17 protein-coding genes and 1 riboswitch are annotated in these 18,451 nt (G+C 73.3%); of the genes, 10 read left to right on the plus strand and 7 right to left on the minus strand.

The window, feature by feature from the left end; translation table 11 throughout:
• Nucleotides 1-5: 5 nt before the first annotated feature.
• On the minus strand, nt 6-1,001 hold the full coding sequence (locus tag ACSMXW_RS19560; protein WP_485798004.1) for an ROK family protein: 996 nt from the start codon (nt 999-1,001) through the stop codon (nt 6-8).
• Nucleotides 1,002-1,372: 371 nt separating this feature from the next.
• Between ACSMXW_RS19560 and ACSMXW_RS19565 the strand changes: the two genes are divergently transcribed.
• Together ACSMXW_RS19565 and ACSMXW_RS19570 are read left to right on the plus strand one after the other, a co-directional pair.
• Nucleotides 1,373-2,653: an extracellular solute-binding protein gene (locus ACSMXW_RS19565; protein ID WP_485798005.1), complete on the plus strand. Its 1,281-nt coding sequence runs from the start codon at nt 1,373-1,375 to the stop codon at nt 2,651-2,653.
• Between the two features lie 16 nt (nt 2,654-2,669).
• The gene (locus ACSMXW_RS19570) at nt 2,670-3,026 is read left to right on the plus strand and encodes a DUF3263 domain-containing protein (protein ID WP_485798006.1); all 357 of its coding nucleotides are present in this window, start codon (nt 2,670-2,672) and stop codon (nt 3,024-3,026) included.
• A 97-nt stretch (nt 3,027-3,123) separates the two neighbouring features.
• On the opposite strand, the gene ACSMXW_RS19575 is transcribed toward ACSMXW_RS19570, so the two are convergent.
• On the minus strand, nt 3,124-4,725 hold the full coding sequence (locus ACSMXW_RS19575; RefSeq protein ID WP_485798007.1) for a PstS family phosphate ABC transporter substrate-binding protein: 1,602 nt from the start codon (nt 4,723-4,725) through the stop codon (nt 3,124-3,126).
• A gap of 229 nt (nt 4,726-4,954) precedes the next feature.
• On the opposite strand from ACSMXW_RS19575, the gene otsB reads away from it, so the two are divergent.
• Nucleotides 4,955-5,809 carry a trehalose-phosphatase gene (gene otsB, locus ACSMXW_RS19580; RefSeq protein ID WP_485798008.1) on the plus strand — a complete coding sequence of 285 codons (855 nt, stop codon included), beginning with the start codon at nt 4,955-4,957 and terminating at the stop codon, nt 5,807-5,809.
• 254 nt (nt 5,810-6,063) lie between these two features.
• Here otsB and ACSMXW_RS19585 read toward each other — a convergent pair whose 3' ends face one another.
• Nucleotides 6,064-7,476 (minus strand): alpha,alpha-trehalose-phosphate synthase (UDP-forming), encoded by a 1,413-nt coding sequence (locus tag ACSMXW_RS19585; RefSeq protein ID WP_485808161.1) that lies wholly within the window; start codon nt 7,474-7,476, stop codon nt 6,064-6,066.
• 477 nt (nt 7,477-7,953) lie between these two features.
• Nucleotides 7,954-8,997, minus strand: coding sequence for a glucosyl-3-phosphoglycerate synthase (locus tag ACSMXW_RS19590; RefSeq protein WP_485798009.1), 1,044 nt, complete (start codon nt 8,995-8,997; stop codon nt 7,954-7,956).
• Nucleotides 8,998-9,440: 443 nt separating this feature from the next.
• Nucleotides 9,441-9,610: riboswitch (SAM riboswitch) on the plus strand.
• On the opposite strand from ACSMXW_RS19590, the gene thrC reads away from it, so the two are divergent.
• The 6 genes from thrC (at nt 9,604) to ACSMXW_RS19620 (ending at nt 15,137) form a co-directional block, all read left to right on the plus strand.
• A complete protein-coding gene (gene thrC / locus ACSMXW_RS19595) occupies nt 9,604-10,995 on the plus strand; it encodes a threonine synthase (RefSeq protein WP_485798010.1) in 1,392 nt (463 codons plus the stop codon). (Overlaps the previous riboswitch by 7 nt.)
• Before the next feature lie 113 nt (nt 10,996-11,108).
• Nucleotides 11,109-11,387, plus strand: coding sequence for a MoaD/ThiS family protein (locus ACSMXW_RS19600; RefSeq protein WP_485798011.1), 279 nt, complete (start codon nt 11,109-11,111; stop codon nt 11,385-11,387).
• 801 nt (nt 11,388-12,188) lie between these two features.
• On the plus strand, nt 12,189-12,392 hold the full coding sequence (locus ACSMXW_RS19605; protein ID WP_003986833.1) for a cold-shock protein: 204 nt from the start codon (nt 12,189-12,191) through the stop codon (nt 12,390-12,392).
• Between the two features lie 447 nt (nt 12,393-12,839).
• Nucleotides 12,840-14,468 (plus strand): chaperonin GroEL, encoded by a 1,629-nt coding sequence (groL, locus tag ACSMXW_RS19610; RefSeq protein WP_485798012.1) that lies wholly within the window; start codon nt 12,840-12,842, stop codon nt 14,466-14,468.
• Nucleotides 14,469-14,685: 217 nt separating this feature from the next.
• Entirely contained in the window at nt 14,686-14,901 is a 216-nt protein-coding gene (locus ACSMXW_RS19615) for a hypothetical protein (RefSeq protein ID WP_485798013.1), read from the plus strand.
• Nucleotides 14,898-15,137, plus strand: coding sequence for a hypothetical protein (locus ACSMXW_RS19620; protein WP_485798014.1), 240 nt, complete (start codon nt 14,898-14,900; stop codon nt 15,135-15,137). Before ACSMXW_RS19615 ends, ACSMXW_RS19620 begins: the two co-directional genes overlap by 4 nt.
• Nucleotides 15,138-15,237: 100 nt before the next feature.
• Here ACSMXW_RS19620 and ACSMXW_RS19625 read toward each other — a convergent pair whose 3' ends face one another.
• Complete coding sequence (locus ACSMXW_RS19625; RefSeq protein WP_485798015.1) at nt 15,238-15,645, minus strand: PPOX class F420-dependent oxidoreductase; 408 nt, start codon at nt 15,643-15,645, stop codon at nt 15,238-15,240.
• A gap of 381 nt (nt 15,646-16,026) precedes the next feature.
• On the opposite strand from ACSMXW_RS19625, the gene ACSMXW_RS19630 reads away from it, so the two are divergent.
• Nucleotides 16,027-16,662 carry a COG4315 family predicted lipoprotein gene (locus ACSMXW_RS19630; protein ID WP_485798016.1) on the plus strand — a complete coding sequence of 212 codons (636 nt, stop codon included), beginning with the start codon at nt 16,027-16,029 and terminating at the stop codon, nt 16,660-16,662.
• A gap of 267 nt (nt 16,663-16,929) precedes the next feature.
• Here the strand turns inward: ACSMXW_RS19630 and ACSMXW_RS19635 are convergent, their stop codons facing one another.
• Nucleotides 16,930-18,078: an SPFH domain-containing protein gene (locus tag ACSMXW_RS19635; protein ID WP_485798017.1), complete on the minus strand. Its 1,149-nt coding sequence runs from the start codon at nt 18,076-18,078 to the stop codon at nt 16,930-16,932.
• Between the two features lie 11 nt (nt 18,079-18,089).
• Nucleotides 18,090-18,341, minus strand: coding sequence for a hypothetical protein (locus tag ACSMXW_RS19640; RefSeq protein ID WP_485798018.1), 252 nt, complete (start codon nt 18,339-18,341; stop codon nt 18,090-18,092).
• Nucleotides 18,342-18,451: the final 110 nt, after the last annotated feature.

The following is an 18,451-nucleotide window of genomic DNA, read 5'->3' on the forward strand; positions in this document are numbered from 1 at the left end:
GGCGGTTACCTCCGAGGAGTCGTGGGGGTGGGCGCGGCGGTGCCGCGGGGGGCGGGGGCCGGGACGGCGCCGTGCGTGCCGGGGCCGGCCAGCAGGTCCCAGGCGAGCAGCCCCGCACCGAGGCAGCCCGCGGTGTCGCCGAGGGCCGCCGGGACGATGGTGGGCAGCCCCTGGAAGGTGACGCGCCGTTCGACGGCCGCCCGCAGCGGCGCGAACAGCGTCTCCCCGGCCTCGGCGAGGCCGCCGCCGACGATCAGGGTGCGCGGGTCGATCAGGGTGAGCGCGGTGACCAGGCCGTCCGCGAGCGCGTCCACGGCCGACGCCCAGACCTCGGCGGCGCGCGGATCGCCCGCTGCGACGGCCGCCGCGCAGTCCGCGGCGTCCGCGTCCGGGTCGCCGGAGGCCGCCGCCCACGCCCGGCTCACCGCGGCCGCCGACGCCAGGCGCTCCAGGCAGCCGCGCTGGCCGCAGTCGCAGGGCGGGCCGCCGGGCCGGACCACCACATGCCCGATCTCGCCCGCGGAGCCGTGCGCGCCGGGCTCGATGGCGCCGTCGATGCCGATGGCACCGGCGATGCCGGTGCCCAGGGCCACGAAGAGGAACCGGTCGGCGCCGCGGCCCGCCCCGATCCGGCCCTCGGCGAGCCCGCCGGTGCGCACGTCGTGCCCGAGCGCCACCGGCAGCCCGTCCAGCCGCCGGCTCAGCAGGTCGCGCAGTGGGACGTGGTCCCAGCCCAGGTTGGCGGCGTAGACCGCGACGCCCCGCTCGGCGTCGACGATGCCGGGGACCGCGGCGCCGGCCGCGGCCGCGCCCTCGCCGAACCGCTCCTCGCCGAGGCCGCGCAGCTCGGCGGCGAAGTCGAGGATCGTCGCGACGACGGCGTCGGCGCCCCGCTCACGGCCGGTCGCCCGGCGCCGCTCGTACAGCAGCGTGCCGTCCGCCCCGACCAGGGCGCCCTTCATCCCGGTGCCGCCCACGTCCAGGGCGATGACATGTCTCACGGGGGACAGTCTCCCGCGAGAGACCGTGAGAGGTCTAGTCCAGTCGCCCGTACCGCTCGACCAGGCCGGCCGGCCCATGCCGCCCCAACCGGCCGGCCGGCTCATACCGCGCAACCGGGCCCGCCCGCACATACCGCGCAACCGGGCCCGACGGGCACCGAACCGGACCTCCGTGACAGAAGCCGCACCCGAGTGGTGTAGACCTTATGGTCCGGGGCGGAACGGCGCACGGAGGGGCGCAGGCCGCCAACCGGGCGTACTCACGCATGCCCGCACACCGGGGCGTACGGCGCGGGGACGGCAGGGCGCCCGGCGGTGCCCCGGCGCCGCGGCCGGCGCGGGAGACGTTCGAGACGAGGAAGGACCGGAGGATGAGATCAGGCGCGCGGCGGCGCGGTACCGGGCTGACGGCGGCGGTGGCCGCGCTGGGCATGACGGCGGGCCTCGCGGCCTGCGACTCGTCGGGCCCGGACGGTGTGACGCTGCGGCTGGTGGCCGCCGACTACGGGGACTCCGCCGCGAACTCGTCCAAGGCGTACTGGGCCACGCTCACCCGGAAGTTCGAGGCCGCCCACCCGGGCGTCAAGGTCGACGTCAGCGTCTACTCGTGGAACGACGTCGACCGCGAGGTCCACGACATGGTGGCCGCCGGCCACGCCCCCGACATCGCACAGATCGGCGCCTACGCCGACTACGCCGCCCAAGGCCGCCTGTACAGCGCCGACGAGGTGCTCTCCATCCCCACCGAGGCGAACTTCGCCGCCCCGCTGCGGGACGCCGGCGAGGTGGACCACGTCCAGTACGGCATGCCCTTCGTCGCCTCCACCCGGCTGCTCTTCTACAACAAGACCCTCTTCAGCAGGGCGGGCATCTCCGGGCCGCCGACCACCTGGGACGAGGTGCGGCGCGACGCCCGGCTGCTGAAGGACAGCGGCGTGCGGGTCCCGTTCGCGCTGCCGCTCGGCCCCGAGGAGGCCCAGGCCGAGACGATGATGTGGCTGCTGAGCGGCGGCGGCGACTACGTCAACGACATCGGCGCCTACGACATCGACTCCCGGCGGAACGTCGCCACGTTCACCTGGCTCAGGGACAAGCTCGTCGGCGCCGGGCTCACCGGCCCCACCCCGCCCGCACAGCTCAACCGGGCCGCGGCGTTCGACGGGTTCGCGGCCGGCGACGTCGGCATGCTCGACGGCCACCCCACCCTGATGAAGGCCGCCGCGGACAACGGCGTCAAGTTCGGGATGGCCCCGCTGCCCGGGCCGGCCGGCAGGTCCCGGGCCACGATGGGTGTCGCCGACTGGATGATGGCCTTCAAGAGCGGCGGGCACCGGAAGCAGATCGGCCAGTTCCTGGACTACGTCTACACCGACGCCAACACGCTCGCGTTCTGCCGCCGGTACGACCTGCTGCCGGCCACCACGACCGCGTCCCAGGTGATGTCCGACGGGCACGCCTCCGGCCGTCTCGGCCCGTTCCTGGACGAGTTGCCCACCGCGGAGCTGTACCCGGTGGGCAAGACCTCCTGGGCGGCGGTCAGCGCGGACATCAAGAAGTCCATCGGCCGGGCCGTCGCTCCCGGCGGCGACCCCGCCTCCGTCCTCGGCACCCTCCAGCGCACCGCCGAGGCCGCCGACAACGCCGACCGCTGACGGTACGGTCGCCGGTATGGACGACCACGACCGCACGGATGGCGAGGCCGGGGTGACGGACGACGCCCGGGCCGGCGGGTCCGGGCCGGCCGGCGGGCCCGGGCCGGCCGGAGGCGTCGCGCGGGGCGCGCCCGAGGAGGCCCGGGACGGCGGGCTCGGCGCGCGGCACCGTGCCGTGCTCGCGTTCGAGCGCCGCACCTGGCCCAGCACGGGCGCGAAAGAGCGCGCCATCACCGAGCAGCTCGGCCTCGCGCCGGTCCGTTACTACCAGCTCCTCAACGCGCTCCTCGACGACCCCCGCGCCCTCGCCCACGACCCCGTCACCGTCAACCGGCTGCGCCGCGTCCGCTCCCGCCGCCGTACCCAGCGCTGAAGCCCCGGCCACGGCGCCCGGCCACCGCGCCCGGCCACCGCGCCCGGCCACCGCGCCCGGCCGCCGTGCGGCCACCGCGCCCGCTCCGGACCACCCGTCAGCGCCCCTGGGTCCGGGCCTCGCGGCACGCCTGCTGGTTCTCCGGGACCGAGCAGGGCAGGTGGCCGTAGCGCTCCATGACGTTCTGGCCCGTGTCGCCGGCCATGGAGTCCAGGAACTTCGAGGCCAGGGAGTTGTCCGGCGGGGTGCCGTACGTGTAGGCGTACTCGGGCTCCCAGAACGGGTAGCCGCGCTCGCGGACGGAGTCGATGGAGGGCTGCTCGCCGTCCAGCCCGAGCAGCCGCAGCCCGCCCTTCGCGGCGTACTGCCGGGCGGTGTGCAGGTCGGCGTAGCCGATCGCGCCGGGGGTGGCCGCGACGGTCTTGAGCAGCCGGTCGGTGCTGCTCTGCTCGCAGCGGGTGACGCCCTCGCTGCCGAAGAGCCGGGTGGCGCAGTCGTCGGCGCTTGAGGTGCGCGAAGGCTCCGGGGCGCCGCCCAGCAGCCGGTCCTCGAAGACGTTCCGGGTGCCCGAGGCGCCGTCCCGGCCCACCAGCGTGACCTGGAGGCCGGGTCCGGGCGCGCCGGTCGCGGTGTGCAGCCGGCGCCAGTCCGTGATGTCGCCGGTGTAGAGCTTCCGCAGGTCCGCGAGCCGGATGTCGGTGAGCGGCACGTCCTTGTTGACGACGAGGGTGAACACGGAGACCGCGACCAGCCGCTCCTTCAGGCGCGGGTTCCTGCTCTGCGCGGGCCCGTCGGAGAGCGCGAGGTACGGGGCGAAGCCGCCGCCGGCCGCCCCGCCCCGGTCCAGGAGCGTGCTGATGCCGGCGCCGCTGCCGTGGGCGTCCACGGAGATGTCGGGGGCTTGCCGGCAGTTGTCGCGGTAGGCGCCGGCCAGGCGGCTCATCACCGGCTGGAAGGCGGTGGAGCCGACGACGGTGAGGCGCCCGCCGGCGCAGCCCGCGGGGAGCGGCGTGTGCTGGAAGTGGCTGAAGAAGAACGGCTGGGCGACCGTCACCAGGAACAGGCTGAGGATCAGCCCCAGCATGCGGTTGTTCGGCCGCCGGAACCGCTCGTTGTTGCGGACCCTGCCCTCCTTCAGCCGCCCGTCCACCTCCGGCGCCTTCTCCTCCGCGGAGCCCGTCAGCAGCACCAGCAGCTTGAAGTGGTCGCCGCGGTTCAGCGGCACCCGCGGGATCGAGACCTCGCTGCCCGACCAGACGAGCCCGGGGCTCTCCTCGGTGTCGCCACGGGGCAGGTAGCGCAGCAGGGAGAGGTGGCTGGGCTCGGTGGCGGCGACGTCCCGGACGGTGCGGCCCGGGAAGGTGGCGGTCAGGCCGTGGTTCACGTCGGGGGCGGTGATGTAGTCGTCGGCGTCGATGCCGCGGAAGCCGTCGTTCTCTATCCTCAGCAGCACCAGCGAGGCGCCGGACAGGTCCGGGTGGTGCTCCAGCATCCGCAGCCGCTGGTGCAGCGGGCCCTCGTCCCGGCTGCCGTCGTCGATCACCGTGTCCATCTGGACGCGGAAGCCGATCCGCTTGCGGCCCGGGAACAGCCGCTCGTACGACAGCACCCCGATGGTGGCCACGACACCGAGCAGCGCCAGCAGGTTCTCGGGCGCCACCAGGTCCTCGATCCAGCCCATGTCGTCCCCCGCGCACATGATCTGAGGCGATAACAAGCCGCGCCCCGGCAGGCGGCAGCCGGCCGGCCGGGCCCCGAGGGGCCCCGCCAGGGGGGACAAATGTACGAGTCGGAGGGCGATTCGGGGATGCCGCGGCCACCGCCCCACGCATTGTTCGCCGAGTGTTCAACCGGCCGGGATCCGCCCCGGTGGCCGCTTTCGGGCCGCCCCCCGGGTCCGCGCGGGCCGCGCTGGATACAGTCGCTCCATGGCCAGCCACGTCGACCGCACGGACCTGCCCGCACCCGTCACCCCCCTGGGCCGCGAGGGCCTGGCCGCGCTGCTCGCACAGCCGGCCGGGGCGGTGATCGGCCTGGACTTCGACGGGACGCTCGCGCCGATCGTGCCCGATCCCGCGCAGGCCCGCGCGCACCCCGGCGCGGTGCCCGCGCTCGCCGCGCTCGCGCCGAGGGTGCGCTCGGTCGCGGTGATCACCGGCCGGCCCGCGGAGGCCGCGGTGCGGCACGGCGGCTTCGCCGGGGCGGCCGGCCTGGACCACCTGGTCGTGCTCGGGCACTACGGTGCCGAGCGGTGGGACGCGGCGACCGGCGGCATCACCGCGCCCGATCCGCACCCCGGGGTGGGCGCCGTGCGCGCCGCGCTGCCCGAGGTCCTGGAGCGCACGGCGGACGCACGGGGCGCCACCATCGAGGACAAGGGCTTCGCGGTGGCCGTGCACACCCGCCGCGCCGAGCAGCCGGAGGCGGCGCTCGCCGCCCTGCGCGAGCCGCTCGCCCGCCTTGCCGCCCGGCACGGACTGATCGTCGAGCCCGGCCGGCTGGTCCTGGAGCTGCGCCCGCCGGGCATGGACAAGGGCGTGGCCCTGACGGCGTACGTCCGCGAGGTGGGCGCCGCCGCGGTGCTGTACGCCGGCGACGACCTCGGCGACCTCCCCGCCTTCGGCGCCGTCGACAAGCTGCGCCTCGACGGACTCCCCGGCCTGCTGGTCTGCAGCGGCAGCACGGAGGTCCCGGACCTCGCCGCCCGCGCCGACCTGGTCGTGGACGGCCCGTCGGGCGTGGTCGCCCTCCTCTCCGCCCTGGCGACGGCGGCGGGACGGTAGGGCCGCCTCCGGTTCCCCACCGCGGACGCGGACGAAGCGGGGCACCGTGCCCTCACCATCCCGCCGCGACGGCGAGCACCCGGCGCATGGTGCCCGGTGGCGCCCCCGGCCACTTCCGCCGCAGCGGTGAGCAACCACACCCGGCCCGGCCGGCGGTGCCGGACCCACCGCAAGAAGATCGGGCCGAGGCAGGCCGGAAGGCCGCCGCGGGCGGGCCCTGGCGGGCCGCAAGGCCGGGCGGAACGACCGGCCCCTCAGCCGGCGTCCCCGCGCAAGGCCGACAACTGGTCCAGGAACCACTTGCTGGGCGGCAGCGCGGTGGCCGCCGCGGCCAACCGCTTGGTGCCCTCGACCCGCTGCGCCTCCGGCACCCCGAGCGCCGTGTGCAGCGCGGCCGCCGTCCCCGTCACGTCGTACGGATTGACCGCGATCACCTCGTCGGCCAGCTCCTCGTACGCCCCGGCCTCCCGGGAGAGCACGAGCACGCACCCCTCCTCCGAGACCACCGGCACCTCCTTGGCGACCAGGTTCATCCCGTCCCGCACCGGATTGACGAGCACCACGTCCGCCAGCCGGTACGCCGCGAGCGAGCGCGCGAAGTCGTCCTCGACATGGAGCACCACGGGCGTCCAGTCGAGCGACCCGTACGTGCTGTTGATCTCAGCGGCGAGGCGGCTCACCTCCGCCGTGTAGTCCCGGTAGACGGCGAGGTCCTGCCGGGACGGGTAGGCGAAGGCGACGTGCACGACGCGCTGGTGCCACTCGGGGTGGTCGGCGAGGAGCTGCCGGAAGGAGAGCAGGCCCCGGATGATGTTCTTGGACAGCTCGGTGCGGTCCACGCGCACGATGGTGCGGCGCGGGCTGCCGTCGGGCGCGGTGCCGATCTGGTCGCGCAGCACGGTGAGCCGCTCGTCCACGTCGGGACGGCGCGAGCGCTCCCGCAGGAAGTCCCCGTCCGCGCCGAGCCCGTGCACCCCGATCCGGGTGCTGCCGGTGCCGCCGGGCAGCACGGCCTCGCAGCAGGCCGTGAAGGCCGCCGCCCACCGCCGGGTCAGGAAGCCCAGCCGGTCCGCACCGAGCATGCCGCGCAGCACCTGCTCGGCGATGTCGTCCGGCAGCATCCGGAAGTACTCCGGCGGGGCCCACGGGGTGTGCGAGAAGTGGCCGATGCGCAGGTCCGGCCTGAGCTGCCGGAGCATCCCGGGCACCAGCGTCAGGTGGTAGTCCTGCACCAGCACCGCGGCGCCCTCGGCAGCCTCCTCGGCGAGCGCCTGCGCGAACGCGGCGTTGTACTCCTCGTACGCGGCCCACTGGTCGCGGAACTCGGCGTCGAACACCGGTTCCAGCGGCGTCTGGTACAGCATGTGGTGCACGAACCACAGCACCGAGTTGGCGATACCGTTGTACGCCGCCGCGTGCACGTCGGGGGCGATACCGAGCATCCGGACGCGCTGTCCGCCGGTGTCCTCCGTGGACAGCCGGCCGCCGGTGCGGTCCACGGCGACCCGGTCGCCGTCCCCGAGGGCCGCGCACACCCATACGGCGTCCGCGTCGGGGCCGATCGCGGAGAGCCCCGAGACCAGACCCCCGCCGCCCCGCCTGGCCCGCAGCGAGCCGTCGCCGAGCGTGGTGTACGAGACGGGCCCGCGGTTGGACGCGACGAGGATGCGGGCGGGGGGACCTTCAGCGGAAGCGGAAGCCATGACGCCAACCTAGCCACCCACGATTTCCCTCAAACGTCCCGGAGCCCCGGCCCCCATACCCCGGCCCCGCCAACCCGGACCAACACCACCCGGCTCGGCGCCGCGGGCTGGTCGGGGCGCTTGCTCCCCCCCGCCTTCCCCTGGTTGGTGCGGGCACGAGGTGGGAAGGTGCGGTCCCACCGGGCCGCAGTCGCCGACGAGGCGTGAGGGGACGTGGGGGGATGTCCGCCCGCAGTGGCCGGCGCCACGACCAGAGAAGCCTCCAGTGGGCGGAGGGCGCCGGACCGAGGACGGATATCCCCCCGCGGCCCCGCCCCACAACGAAACAGGAGGCGCACCGGCCCCGACGAAACCCGCACACGCCACAGCCCCGGGCACCATCACGAAGCACAAGGCAGCGCCCCGGGCCACGAGCCGGAACCACGAGCCTGAGACCGTGCCCTAAGCCACGCGTCGCCCCACATACTCGGGGATCCCGCTCATCGGCGGCCGCTCCTCCGCATCCACCGCATACGACCGCGGCTCAAACCCCCCCTCCGTCCGCTCGAACTGCGTCAGCACAGGCCGCACCAGCGACGCCGCCCCCACCTGCCCCCGCGCAAGCCGCACCTGCGCCGTCCGGTAGATCGCCGCCGCCATCCGCCCGAGCGCCCGCCCGTCCTGATGCCGATGCCTGCGCACGCCCACGTCCACCTGCGCCAGCCCGTCGAGCCCCACGGCGTGCAGCGCGTCAACCAGCAACCCCAGCTCCACCCCGTACCCCACGGGAAACGGCAGCCGCTCCAGCAGCGACCTACGGGCCGCGTACTCACCGCCCAGCGGCTGGACGAATCCGGCCAGCCGCGGCCAGTGGAGGTTCAGCAGCGGCCTGGCCATCAGCTCCGTGACCCGCCCGCCCTCCCCGGGCTGCCCGCCCAGCGGCCGGTCGTACATGGCCTTCACCAGGTGCACGTCGGGCTCGGTGAGCAGCGGCCCGATGATCCCCGTCACAAAGTCCGCCGAGAACTCCCGCAGGTCCGCGTCGACGAAGCAGACGATGTCACCGCCGGTCACCAGCAGCGAGCGCCACAGCACCTCGCCCTTGCCGGGCAGCGCCGGAATCCGCGGCAGCACGTCGTCGCGCTGCACCACCCGCGCACCGGCCGCGGCGGCCACCTCGGCCGTACGGTCCGTGGATCCGGAGTCGACCACCACCACCTCGTCGACCAGCGGCACCACCGCCCCGCCCGCATCCGCAGGCTCGCCCCCCGCCGAAGCCCCACGCTCGCCCGCGCCCGGCGTCCCACGCTCGCCTCCGGGCACCCCCATCAGCTCGCGCCGGATCACGGAAACGATCTCGCCGACCGTCTCCTCCTCGTCGAGCGCGGGCAGCACGACGCTGACCGTCGCGCCGGTGGCGCGCTTCGCGGCGGCGAGCTGCTGCCGCGGCCGGTCGGCCACCGACCACGAGCGCCGGCCCAGCCAGCGCTCGACCTCTTCCAGCACGGTTGACGTCCCCTTCGCTCCCTCGCGTCGCCCACTTCCCCACACCGGCCGGTACGGCGACCCGGGATCGACACCCGGCCCGTGACCCCAGAACGAACCGGGACCGAAACCAGGAACGGACCGCCGGACCGAAACCAGGACCGGAACCACCGGACCGGAACCGGACCGGAACACGACCGCCGGACCGGGGAACCGCCGGACCGGAACCGGACCGAACTGGACCGACGAACCGGACCGCCGGACCGGAACCGGACCGGAACCGTGCCCTCCGTGACCTCCGGGCGGGGGGCGATCCGGAGCCATGTGATCCATCTCGCGGTTCGGACGACTATCTCAACTATCCCGGACGTCGGTTACAGTCTTGAACAACGCGGACGGCCCCCGCATGCCGGGTCCGTCCGACGACAAACGCACCGGAGCCGCCACCGGCCTCCGTGCCATACCGCTCATCCAGAGGGGCAGAGGGATACGGCCCGTTGAAGCCCCGGCAACCCTCCAGTCGGCCATGCCGCGCACGCGGCAGTCCGCCCGCCGCCCAGGCGGCGGCGAGGCCCCGACTAGGGAAGGTGCCAATTCCGTCTCGCGGCGAGACGCGTCGCGAGGAAGATGAGGAGAAAGGGCCTCGCCATCATGGCTGCGCAGTCTGTTGCCTCCGACCGAACCACCGGCACCGCCGACGCCACTGGCAACACCGGCACCACTGGCACCGTAACCCCCGCCACCGCCCCCGGCGAAAAGCCCGGCACCGTGGATCTCGGCCCCGCCGCCGCCCTCTCCTGCCGCGAGTGCGGCGAGCGCTTCCCGCTCGGCCCGATCTTCGCCTGCGCCAGCTGTTTCGGCCCGCTGGAGGTCGCCTACGACCTCCCCCTCGGCGACCCCGAGGCGCTGCGCCGGAAGATCGAGTCCGGCCCCACCAACCTCTGGCGCTACGCGCCGCTGCTGCCCGTCCCGGCCGACGTGGCCGAGAAGCCGAACCTGAACCCGGGCTGGACCAAGCTCGTCCAGGCCGACCGGCTCGCCGCCGAGCTGGGCATCACCGGCGGCCTGTACGTGAAGGACGACTCCGGCAACCCGACGCACTCCTTCAAGGACCGCGTCGTCGCCCAGGCCGTGGAGGCGGCCCGCGCCTTCGGCTTCACCACCCTGTCGTGCTCCTCCACCGGGAACCTGGCGGGCGCCGTCGGCGCCGCCGCCGCCCGCGCCGGCTTCCGCTCCTGCGTCTTCATCCCGCACGACCTGGAGCAGGGCAAGGTCGTCATGGCCGCGGTCTACGGCGGCGACCTGGTCGGCATCGAGGGCACCTACGACGACGTCAACCGCTTCTGCTCCGAGCTGATCGGCGACCCGCTGGGCGAGGGCTGGGGCTTCGTCAACGTCAATCTGCGCCCGTACTACGGCGAGGGCTCCAAGACGCTCGCGTACGAGATCTGCGAGCAGCTCGGCTGGCGGCTGCCCGACCAGCTGGTGATCCCGATCGCCTCGGGGTCGCAGCTCACCAAGGTCGACAAGGGCCTCCAAGAGCTGATCAAGCTCGGCCTCGTCGAGGAGAAGCCGTACAAGATCTTCGGGGCGCAGGCCGAGGGCTGCTCGCCGGTGTCGACCGCCTACAAGGCGGGCCACGACGTGGTGCGCCCCCAGCGGCCCGAGACCATCGCCAAGTCCCTCGCCATCGGCAACCCCGCCGACGGCCCCTACGTCCTGGACATCGCGCGCCGCACCGGCGGGGCGGTGGAGGACGTGACCGACGCCGAGATCGTCGACGCCATCAAGCTCCTCGCGCGCACCGAGGGTATCTTCACCGAGACCGCGGGGGGCGTCACCGTCGGCGTCACGAAGAAGCTCGTCGACGCCGGTCTGCTCGACCCGACGCTGACCACCGTGGTGCTGAACACGGGCGACGGCCTCAAGACGCTGGACGCCGTCGCCCCGACCACCGGCCCCACGGCCACGATCCGTCCGAGCCTGGACGCGTTCCGAGCGGCGGGACTGGCCGGCTGAGTCACCACCCGCCCGGCCGGGCGAGCCGCCTCGGCCGCCCGCCCCGCCGCCGCCCGCACCCGGCGCCGCCCGCCCCAGACCACCCGTACGCCCAGGACCAGGAAGGCCTGAACATGAGCGTCAACGTCCGCATCCCGACCATCCTCCGCACGTACACCGACGGCCAGGCCGAGGTCTCCGCCGAGGGCGCCACCCTCGGCGAGGTCATCGCCGACCTGGAGACCCGGCACGCCGGGATCGCCGCCCGCGTCCTGGACGACCAGGGCAAGCTGCGCCGCTTCGTGAACGTCTACGTCAACGACGACGACGTCCGCTTCGAGCAGGGCCTGGAGACGGCGACCCCGGACGGCGCGGGCGTCTCGATCATCCCGGCGGTCGCGGGCGGCTGCTGAGCAGGACAGGACGACGGCAGGCCGGGCCGCTCGCCCGGCCTGTCCGCCCCGGCCGCTCGCCCGGCCTGTCCGCCCCGGCCGCTCGCCCGGCCTGTCTGTCCGGGTTGCTCATCCGGCCTGTCCGCCCTGGGCAGGCCGCTCGCCCGGCCTGCCCGCCCGCACCGCTCACCCGGGCCTCCCCGCGGGACCCTGCGTCCTCCTCGCCCCGCGTCCCCCTCGCGGACCCCCGCATCCCCTCGCGGCCCCTGTGTCCCCCCTCCCCCGCGGACCCCGTGTCCCCCTCGCCGGGCCTCCCGCCCCCGCTCCCGCCCCCGCTCGCGTCCCCGAGTCCGTGCCCCCGCGTCCGCGCCCTCCGTGCCCGCGCCCCCCGCCCGGCCCGGGAACCGTCCGCCGACGCGCACCGTCCCTCTCATTGCCCCCTCCTCGGAGAAGCGGAGGGGGCAATTCAGCAGGATTGAAGGCGGTAGAGTTGGGGAACGCGCCCGCTCACTCCTTACGCGGGCAGGGGCGAAGTGCAGCCGACTGCCGTCGAGAAATAGCCAAAGTGCTGGGCTCTTTTCAGCCCTTCACGGCATTTGCCCGGCCCGAATTGCCCTGAATTCTTCTCAATTCCCCGGTTATTTACGATATGCGCTGCCCAGATTTCTCGTCCGCTTGACCTGTTGCAGACGGCAGTTGGACAGATACATTCAGCCGCGGTCGACGCGTTCCGGCGCACACCCCCAACGGTTGGGGCGTGAGGTCTGACCCGGGTCCGCGAAGTGCGGTCCTGCGCAAGGGCCAGTAATAGGGGAGTTAGGCATGGCTCAGGGCACCGTCAAGTGGTTCAACGCGGAGAAGGGCTACGGCTTCATCGCGGTCGACGGTGGTGCGGATGTTTTCGTCCACTACAGCGCGATCCAGATGGACGGCTACCGCACCCTGGAGGAGGGCCAGCGAGTCGAGTTCGAGATCTCGCAGGGCCAGAAGGGGCCGCAGGCGGACATGGTCCGTGTAGCCGGCTGACGCGCCGACTGACTGCAGCGACGTCTTTCCGAAGGGCCCGCACCCCACCCGGGGCGCGGGCCCTTCGCCATGCGCACCCGGCACCGACCCGTCGCCGTGCGCGCCGGGGCTGACCCTTCGCCATGCGCACCCGGGCACGGGGGGCACCGGGCCGGGGCCGCCCGGCCCACCGCGTACCGGGCGGCCGAACCGGGCCGCTCGACCGGGCGGTCGTGACGGGCCAACCTTGCACTCGGGTGGGGAGAGTGCTAATCATTGGCGTTAGCACTCCGAAGGTGAGAGTGACAAAAGAAGGACCGGGTCGGTGAGGTCCGCAGGCGCCGTGGGGCAAGGAACCACGGGGGCAGGCAGGCCGTCCGTCGCGGGCGCCAGCGCGGTCCGGAGCAATCCGCCCCACGCTCTCACAGGGCATGGGGAGACCTCTGTTGTCCGGGAGGACCACTTCACATGGCCAAGATCATCGCGTTCGACGAGGAGGCACGGCGCGGCCTTGAGCGCGGCATGAACCAGCTCGCCGACGCCGTCAAGGTGACGCTCGGCCCCAAGGGTCGCAACGTCGTGCTGGAGAAGAAGTGGGGCGCCCCCACGATCACCAACGATGGCGTGTCCATCGCCAAGGAGATCGAGCTCGAGGACTCCTACGAGAAGATCGGCGCCGAGCTCGTCAAGGAGGTCGCCAAGAAGACGGACGACGTCGCCGGTGACGGTACGACGACGGCGACCGTCCTCGCCCAGGCGCTGGTCAGGGAGGGCCTGCGGAACGTCGCCGCCGGCGCCAACCCGATGGCGCTGAAGCGCGGCATCGAGAAGGCCGTCGAGGCCGTCTCCGCCGCCCTGCTCGAGCAGGCGAAGGACGTGGAGACCAAGGAGCAGATCGCCTCCACCGCCTCCATCTCCGCCGCCGACGTCCAGATCGGCGAGCTGATCGCCGAGGCCATGGACAAGGTCGGCAAGGAAGGCGTCATCACCGTCGAGGAGTCGCAGACCTTCGGTCTCGAGCTGGAGCTCACCGAGGGCATGCGCTTCGACAAGGGCTACATCTCGGCGTACTTCGCCACCGACATGGAGCGTATGGAGGCCGTCCTCGACGACCCGTACATCCTGATCGCCAACTCCAAGATCAGCAACGTGAAGGACCTCCTTCCGCTGCTGGAGAAGGTCATGCAGTCGGGCAAGCCGCTGCTGATCATCGCCGAGGACGTCGAGGGCGAGGCCCTGTCGACCCTGGTGGTCAACAAGATCCGCGGCACCTTCAAGTCCGTCGCCGTCAAGGCCCCGGGCTTCGGCGACCGCCGCAAGGCCATGCTCGGCGACATCGCCATCCTCACCGGTGGCGAGGTCATCTCCGAGGAGGTCGGCCTCAAGCTGGAGAACGCGACCCTGGACCTGCTCGGCAGCGCCCGCAAGGTCGTCATCACCAAGGACGAGACCACCATCGTCGACGGCAACGGCTCCAGCGAGCAGGTGCAGGGCCGGGTCAACCAGATCCGCGCCGAGATCGAGAGCTCCGACTCGGACTACGACCGCGAGAAGCTCCAGGAGCGCCTGGCGAAGCTGGCCGGCGGCGTGGCCGTCATCAAGGCCGGTGCCGCGACCGAGGTCGAGCTCAAGGAGCGCAAGCACCGCATCGAGGACGCCGTCCGCAACGCCAAGGCCGCCGTCGAGGAGGGCATCGTCGCCGGTGGTGGCGTGGCCCTGCTGCAGGCCGCGTCGGTCTTCGAGAAGCTGGAGCTGGACGGCGACGAGGCGACCGGTGCCCAGGCCGTGAAGCTGGCCCTGGAGGCCCCGCTCAAGCAGATCGCCGTGAACGCCGGCCTCGAGGGCGGCGTCGTGGTGGAGAAGGTCCGCAACCTCACTCCGGGCCACGGTCTGAACGCCGCGACCGGTGAGTACGTGGACCTGGTCGCCGAGGGCATCATCGACCCGGCGAAGGTGACGCGTTCCGCGCTGCAGAACGCCGCGTCGATCGCCGGCCTCTTCCTCACCACGGAGGCCGTCGTCGCCGACAAGCCCGAGAAGGCCGCCGCCGGGGCGGGCGCGCCGGGCGGTATGCCGGGCGGCGACATGGACTTCTGAGCCACGGCTCAGAGTCCTCCGCGCACCACCAGGGCGGCACCCCTCATCCAGGGGGGGTGCCGCCCTCGGCGTTCCGCGCACCGGTCCCTTGTGAGGCGAACCACCTCCCAAACTCTGCCACAGAGGGTGGTGTTGTTCACCGACAGTGGTCACGGCAGCCCTTCATCCGCCACTCTGTGTGGAGAAGGCAGGCACTCAGCGTGGAGGTTGGAGGATCATGGTGGCCAAGTCGGTCGAGGGGATCCAGGCCGTGGAGGACGTGGTGACCCGGTTGCGCGGCGCGCTGGCGGCGCGCGGGGTGGTGCTGCCGTCGCTGCGCATCGACCCGCTGACCGCGGCGAGCGAAGAGCCGTACCCGCTGGTGGAGTTGGGCCGCTGCAACATGGACACGGCCCGGCGCCTGGTCGCCGTGCTCAGCGAGGCGGGGCGATGAGCGGCAAGGGGGCCAGGGCGGGGGAGCGGCGGCCGGCGATCGGCTCGTACGTGCGGGACGGGCGGGACGGCAGAGTAGGGGAGGTGATGGGCTACGAGGGCGGTTGCGTGCAGTTGCGTCCGCCGGGCGGCGGGCGGAGGTGGAACTGTCCGCCCGCCGAGGTGCACACCGCGGAGCCGGGCGAGGTGCTGCGGGCCAGGGTCCGGGAGGCGAATCGGCGCAAATGGGTGCCGTGAGTGTGTGGCCGGCGCAGCGTGCGCCGGCCCCGGTGCGGGTCGACCCGGTGACGGGCCGACCCGGCCCGCCGTCGGAGGCGGGCCCGTCACCTTCCCGTCGTCAGAACCTGCCCGTCACCTTTTCGGGTGTCACGCGGACGATGACGCGGTCGCCGTCGTCCACGGAGGACGGGTTGAACGTCCTGTAGTCCTGGCCCGTGTACTTGCGCGACAGCTCGTCGGGCAGCCGCTTCTCGGGGTCGGGGGTGACCGTGGCGGTGCCGCGCACCTCCGCGTACTTGTACGGGTCCTCGGGCGGGCTGATCAGGACGGTGACGCGCGGGTCACGGGCGGCGTTCTTGCCCTGCCGTCGGTCCACTGTCGTGGAGAAGAGCAGGTCGTCGCCCTCGCGCTTGATCCAGACGACGGTCAGGTGCGGGCGGCCGTCGGGCTGGACCGTGGCGACGGTCGCGAAGACCTTCTCGTCGTCGAGGTACTTCTTCAGCGCGTCCGAGAGCTGAGCTGACACGTTCGGCGTCCTCCTGTGAGGAGTGGGCGGCGCCCGCGGGGCGTCGGCCTACGGGTGGTGGTTCAGTGCGCCGCGCACGGCGGTGTTCTGCCGGCGCAATGATGTCCAACGTCCTCTGCGTGAAAGCAATTCCCCGCCCTGCGCGCCGTCGGGTGCGCAGGGCGGCCCCGCGGCCCGCTCGGTCGCTCGGCCACCCCGCCCGGTCCTTCCCTGGCCGCCCCGCCGTCCCCACCCGGTCCACGCGGCCGCCCCGGGCCCGTTCCCGCCCCGTACCCCCGTTTGCGTAGCCCCAATGGGTCACCCGGATTGCCGGGACAGCGGGGCTGATCCGTAGTGGAAACAGCGTCACCGACGACGCCTTGCCAACTACGAGGGGTCCGTATGAAACGCACGACCTGGGTGGCCGAACGGGCGGCCGGTGCCGCGCTGCTCGCCGCCGCCAGCCTTGCCACCGCCGTCACCACGGGATGTTCAGCCGGCAGCGACAAGTCGTCCTCGACGGTGTCGCAAGCCGAACAGAGCGCGGCGCAGGCCGAGACTCCGGCAGGGGCCGCCGCGAGTGAGTCCGCCGAGCCCGCCGCGAAGCGGCAGGGCCCCGCCACGGTGTCGGTCCGCAACTCCGGTCTCGGAAAAATCATGGTGGGGGCCAGGAACCGCACGATCTACGTCTTCCTGGCCGACACCACGACCAAGTCGACGTGCACCGGGGCCTGTGCGGCCGCCTGGCCGCCGGTGACCACGCACGGCCAGCCAAAGGCCGGCAACGGGGTCGCGTCCGGCGTACGGCTGGGCACCAGCCGCCGCTCTGACGGCAGCACCCAGGTCACCGTCAACGGCCACCCGGTGTACTACTTCGCCGGCGACAAGAAGCCGGGCGAGACCATGGGGCAGGGGCTCAACCAGTTCGGCGCGAAGTGGTGGGCGCTGAACCCGGCGGGACGGCAGATCACCAAGGCGGCCTCGCCCAGCCCCAGCCCGACCGGCACCACCACCGGCACCGGCGGAGGCGGCTACTGAGCCTGACGGCTCCGGCACCCCGGAAGGGCGCGCCGTCGGCTGCCGGGTGGGCCCGGCCCACCTGGGGGCGCGGGGAACTGGCGGTACCTCCCACGCCCTTCATGCAGTGGGGGAGCGACCGGCCACGACGAGACCTGCGGGTCGTCACCGTCCGAAGGGGGCTGTTTCGGTGGTGTCCGGGCCGGCGGCCCGGTGGGTCCGGGCCGCCGGCGCGGTGGGTGGTTGCGCGCGCGGTTCCCCCGCGCCCCTTCCGGGCCGCCGCCGTGGCTACTCGATGCCGATCGGAGTGCCGTCCGCCCCCGTGCGCCCACCCCCCGAAGGGGCGCCGCCGGCCGGGCCGGCACCGAGGTTCTGCTTGACCGAGTCAAGGATCGTCAGCCCCTGGCCGACCAGACCCGCCGCGATCTGACCGAGCCCGTCCGTGCCGTTGAGGACGTTGACGTTGGCGCCGGCCAGGCCGCCGGAGGCCTCCTTGACGATCTGCGGGAGCTGGTCGATCAGCATCCGGTCCAGGGCCACCCGGTCGTACGACGCCGCGGCCTCCGCCTGGATCTTCATCCGCTCCGCCTCGGCCCTCGCCAGCAGCCTGATCCGCTCGGCCTCCGCCTCCGCGGGCTTGACCACCTCCGCGACCAGCTCCTTCTGGCGCAGCTCCGCCCTGCGCTCCGCCAGCTCGGTCTGCGCGGCCAGCACCTCCTGCTGCGCGTGCGCCTGAGCGAGCGGCCCGGCCTGGGCGGCCTCCGCCTGGGCCCGGTCCACCTCGGCGTTGTACTGCGCCTGGACGACGGCGGTCTGGCGGGCGTACTCCGCCTGCCGCCGCGCCGCCTCCTGCTCGGCCTCGGCGGCTGCCTGGGTGGCCTGCGCCTGCGCGATCTGCGCCTGGCGGCGGATGGCGGCCTTGTGCGGCGCGGACATCGCCTCGATGTAGCCGGTGTCACCGTCGTCGATGGACTGGATCTGGAGCGAGTCGACGATCAGGCCGATCTTCGCCATCTCCGTCTTCGAGGTCTCCAGGACCTCGGTCGCCAGCTTCTGGCGCTCCGTCACGATCTCCTCGACCGTCATCGAGCCGATGATGGCGCGCAGGTGGCCGGCGAAGATCCGGCCGGTGAGGATCGCCATCTGGTCCTGGTCCGAGAGGAACCGCTGGCCGGCGTTGACGATGCTCTCGTGGTCGTTGCCGACCTTGAAGGCGATCACGGCGCGGACCGTCAGCGTGATGCCCTGCTTGGTGACGCACTTCTCCTCGACCTCGGCCTCGCACATCGCCAGGGTCAGAAAGCGCGTCTTGCGGAAGACCGGCAGGACGAACTTACCGTGGCCGGTCACCACCCGGAACGGCGCGCCACCCAGCCCACGCCTGCCTCCGGAGATCAGCATCGCCTGGTCAGGGGCGGGAACGCGGTAACCGAACATCCTTCATCTCCTCAGCCCACGCCACCGGCGTCCAGGACGGCGGCGTCCAATGGATCCGTCCACTCGATGACGTCCACCTGGCGGGTGCCACGGGACTCGATCACGAGCACGGTCGCCCCTCGCGGGAGGGGCTCTTCGGACCAGGCGAGGAAGGTCTCGGAGCCACCGCGCACCCGCACGAGCACCTCGCCCGGGCCGGCGGTGCCGCGCGTGCCGATGACCAGAATCCCGGTACAGCCGACCACGGCGTCGTCCTGAGCCATCCCGGCCTGCCCCTTCCCCCTGGACCTTCAGGCTCCGACCTTAGACCCGCGGGGGCGGAAGGGCGCATGCCGGTTCGGGTTCGGGTTCGGGTGCGGCGCGGGGGCTGCCG

It is taken from the genome of Streptomyces sp. DSM 116793, from assembly GCF_057320905.1.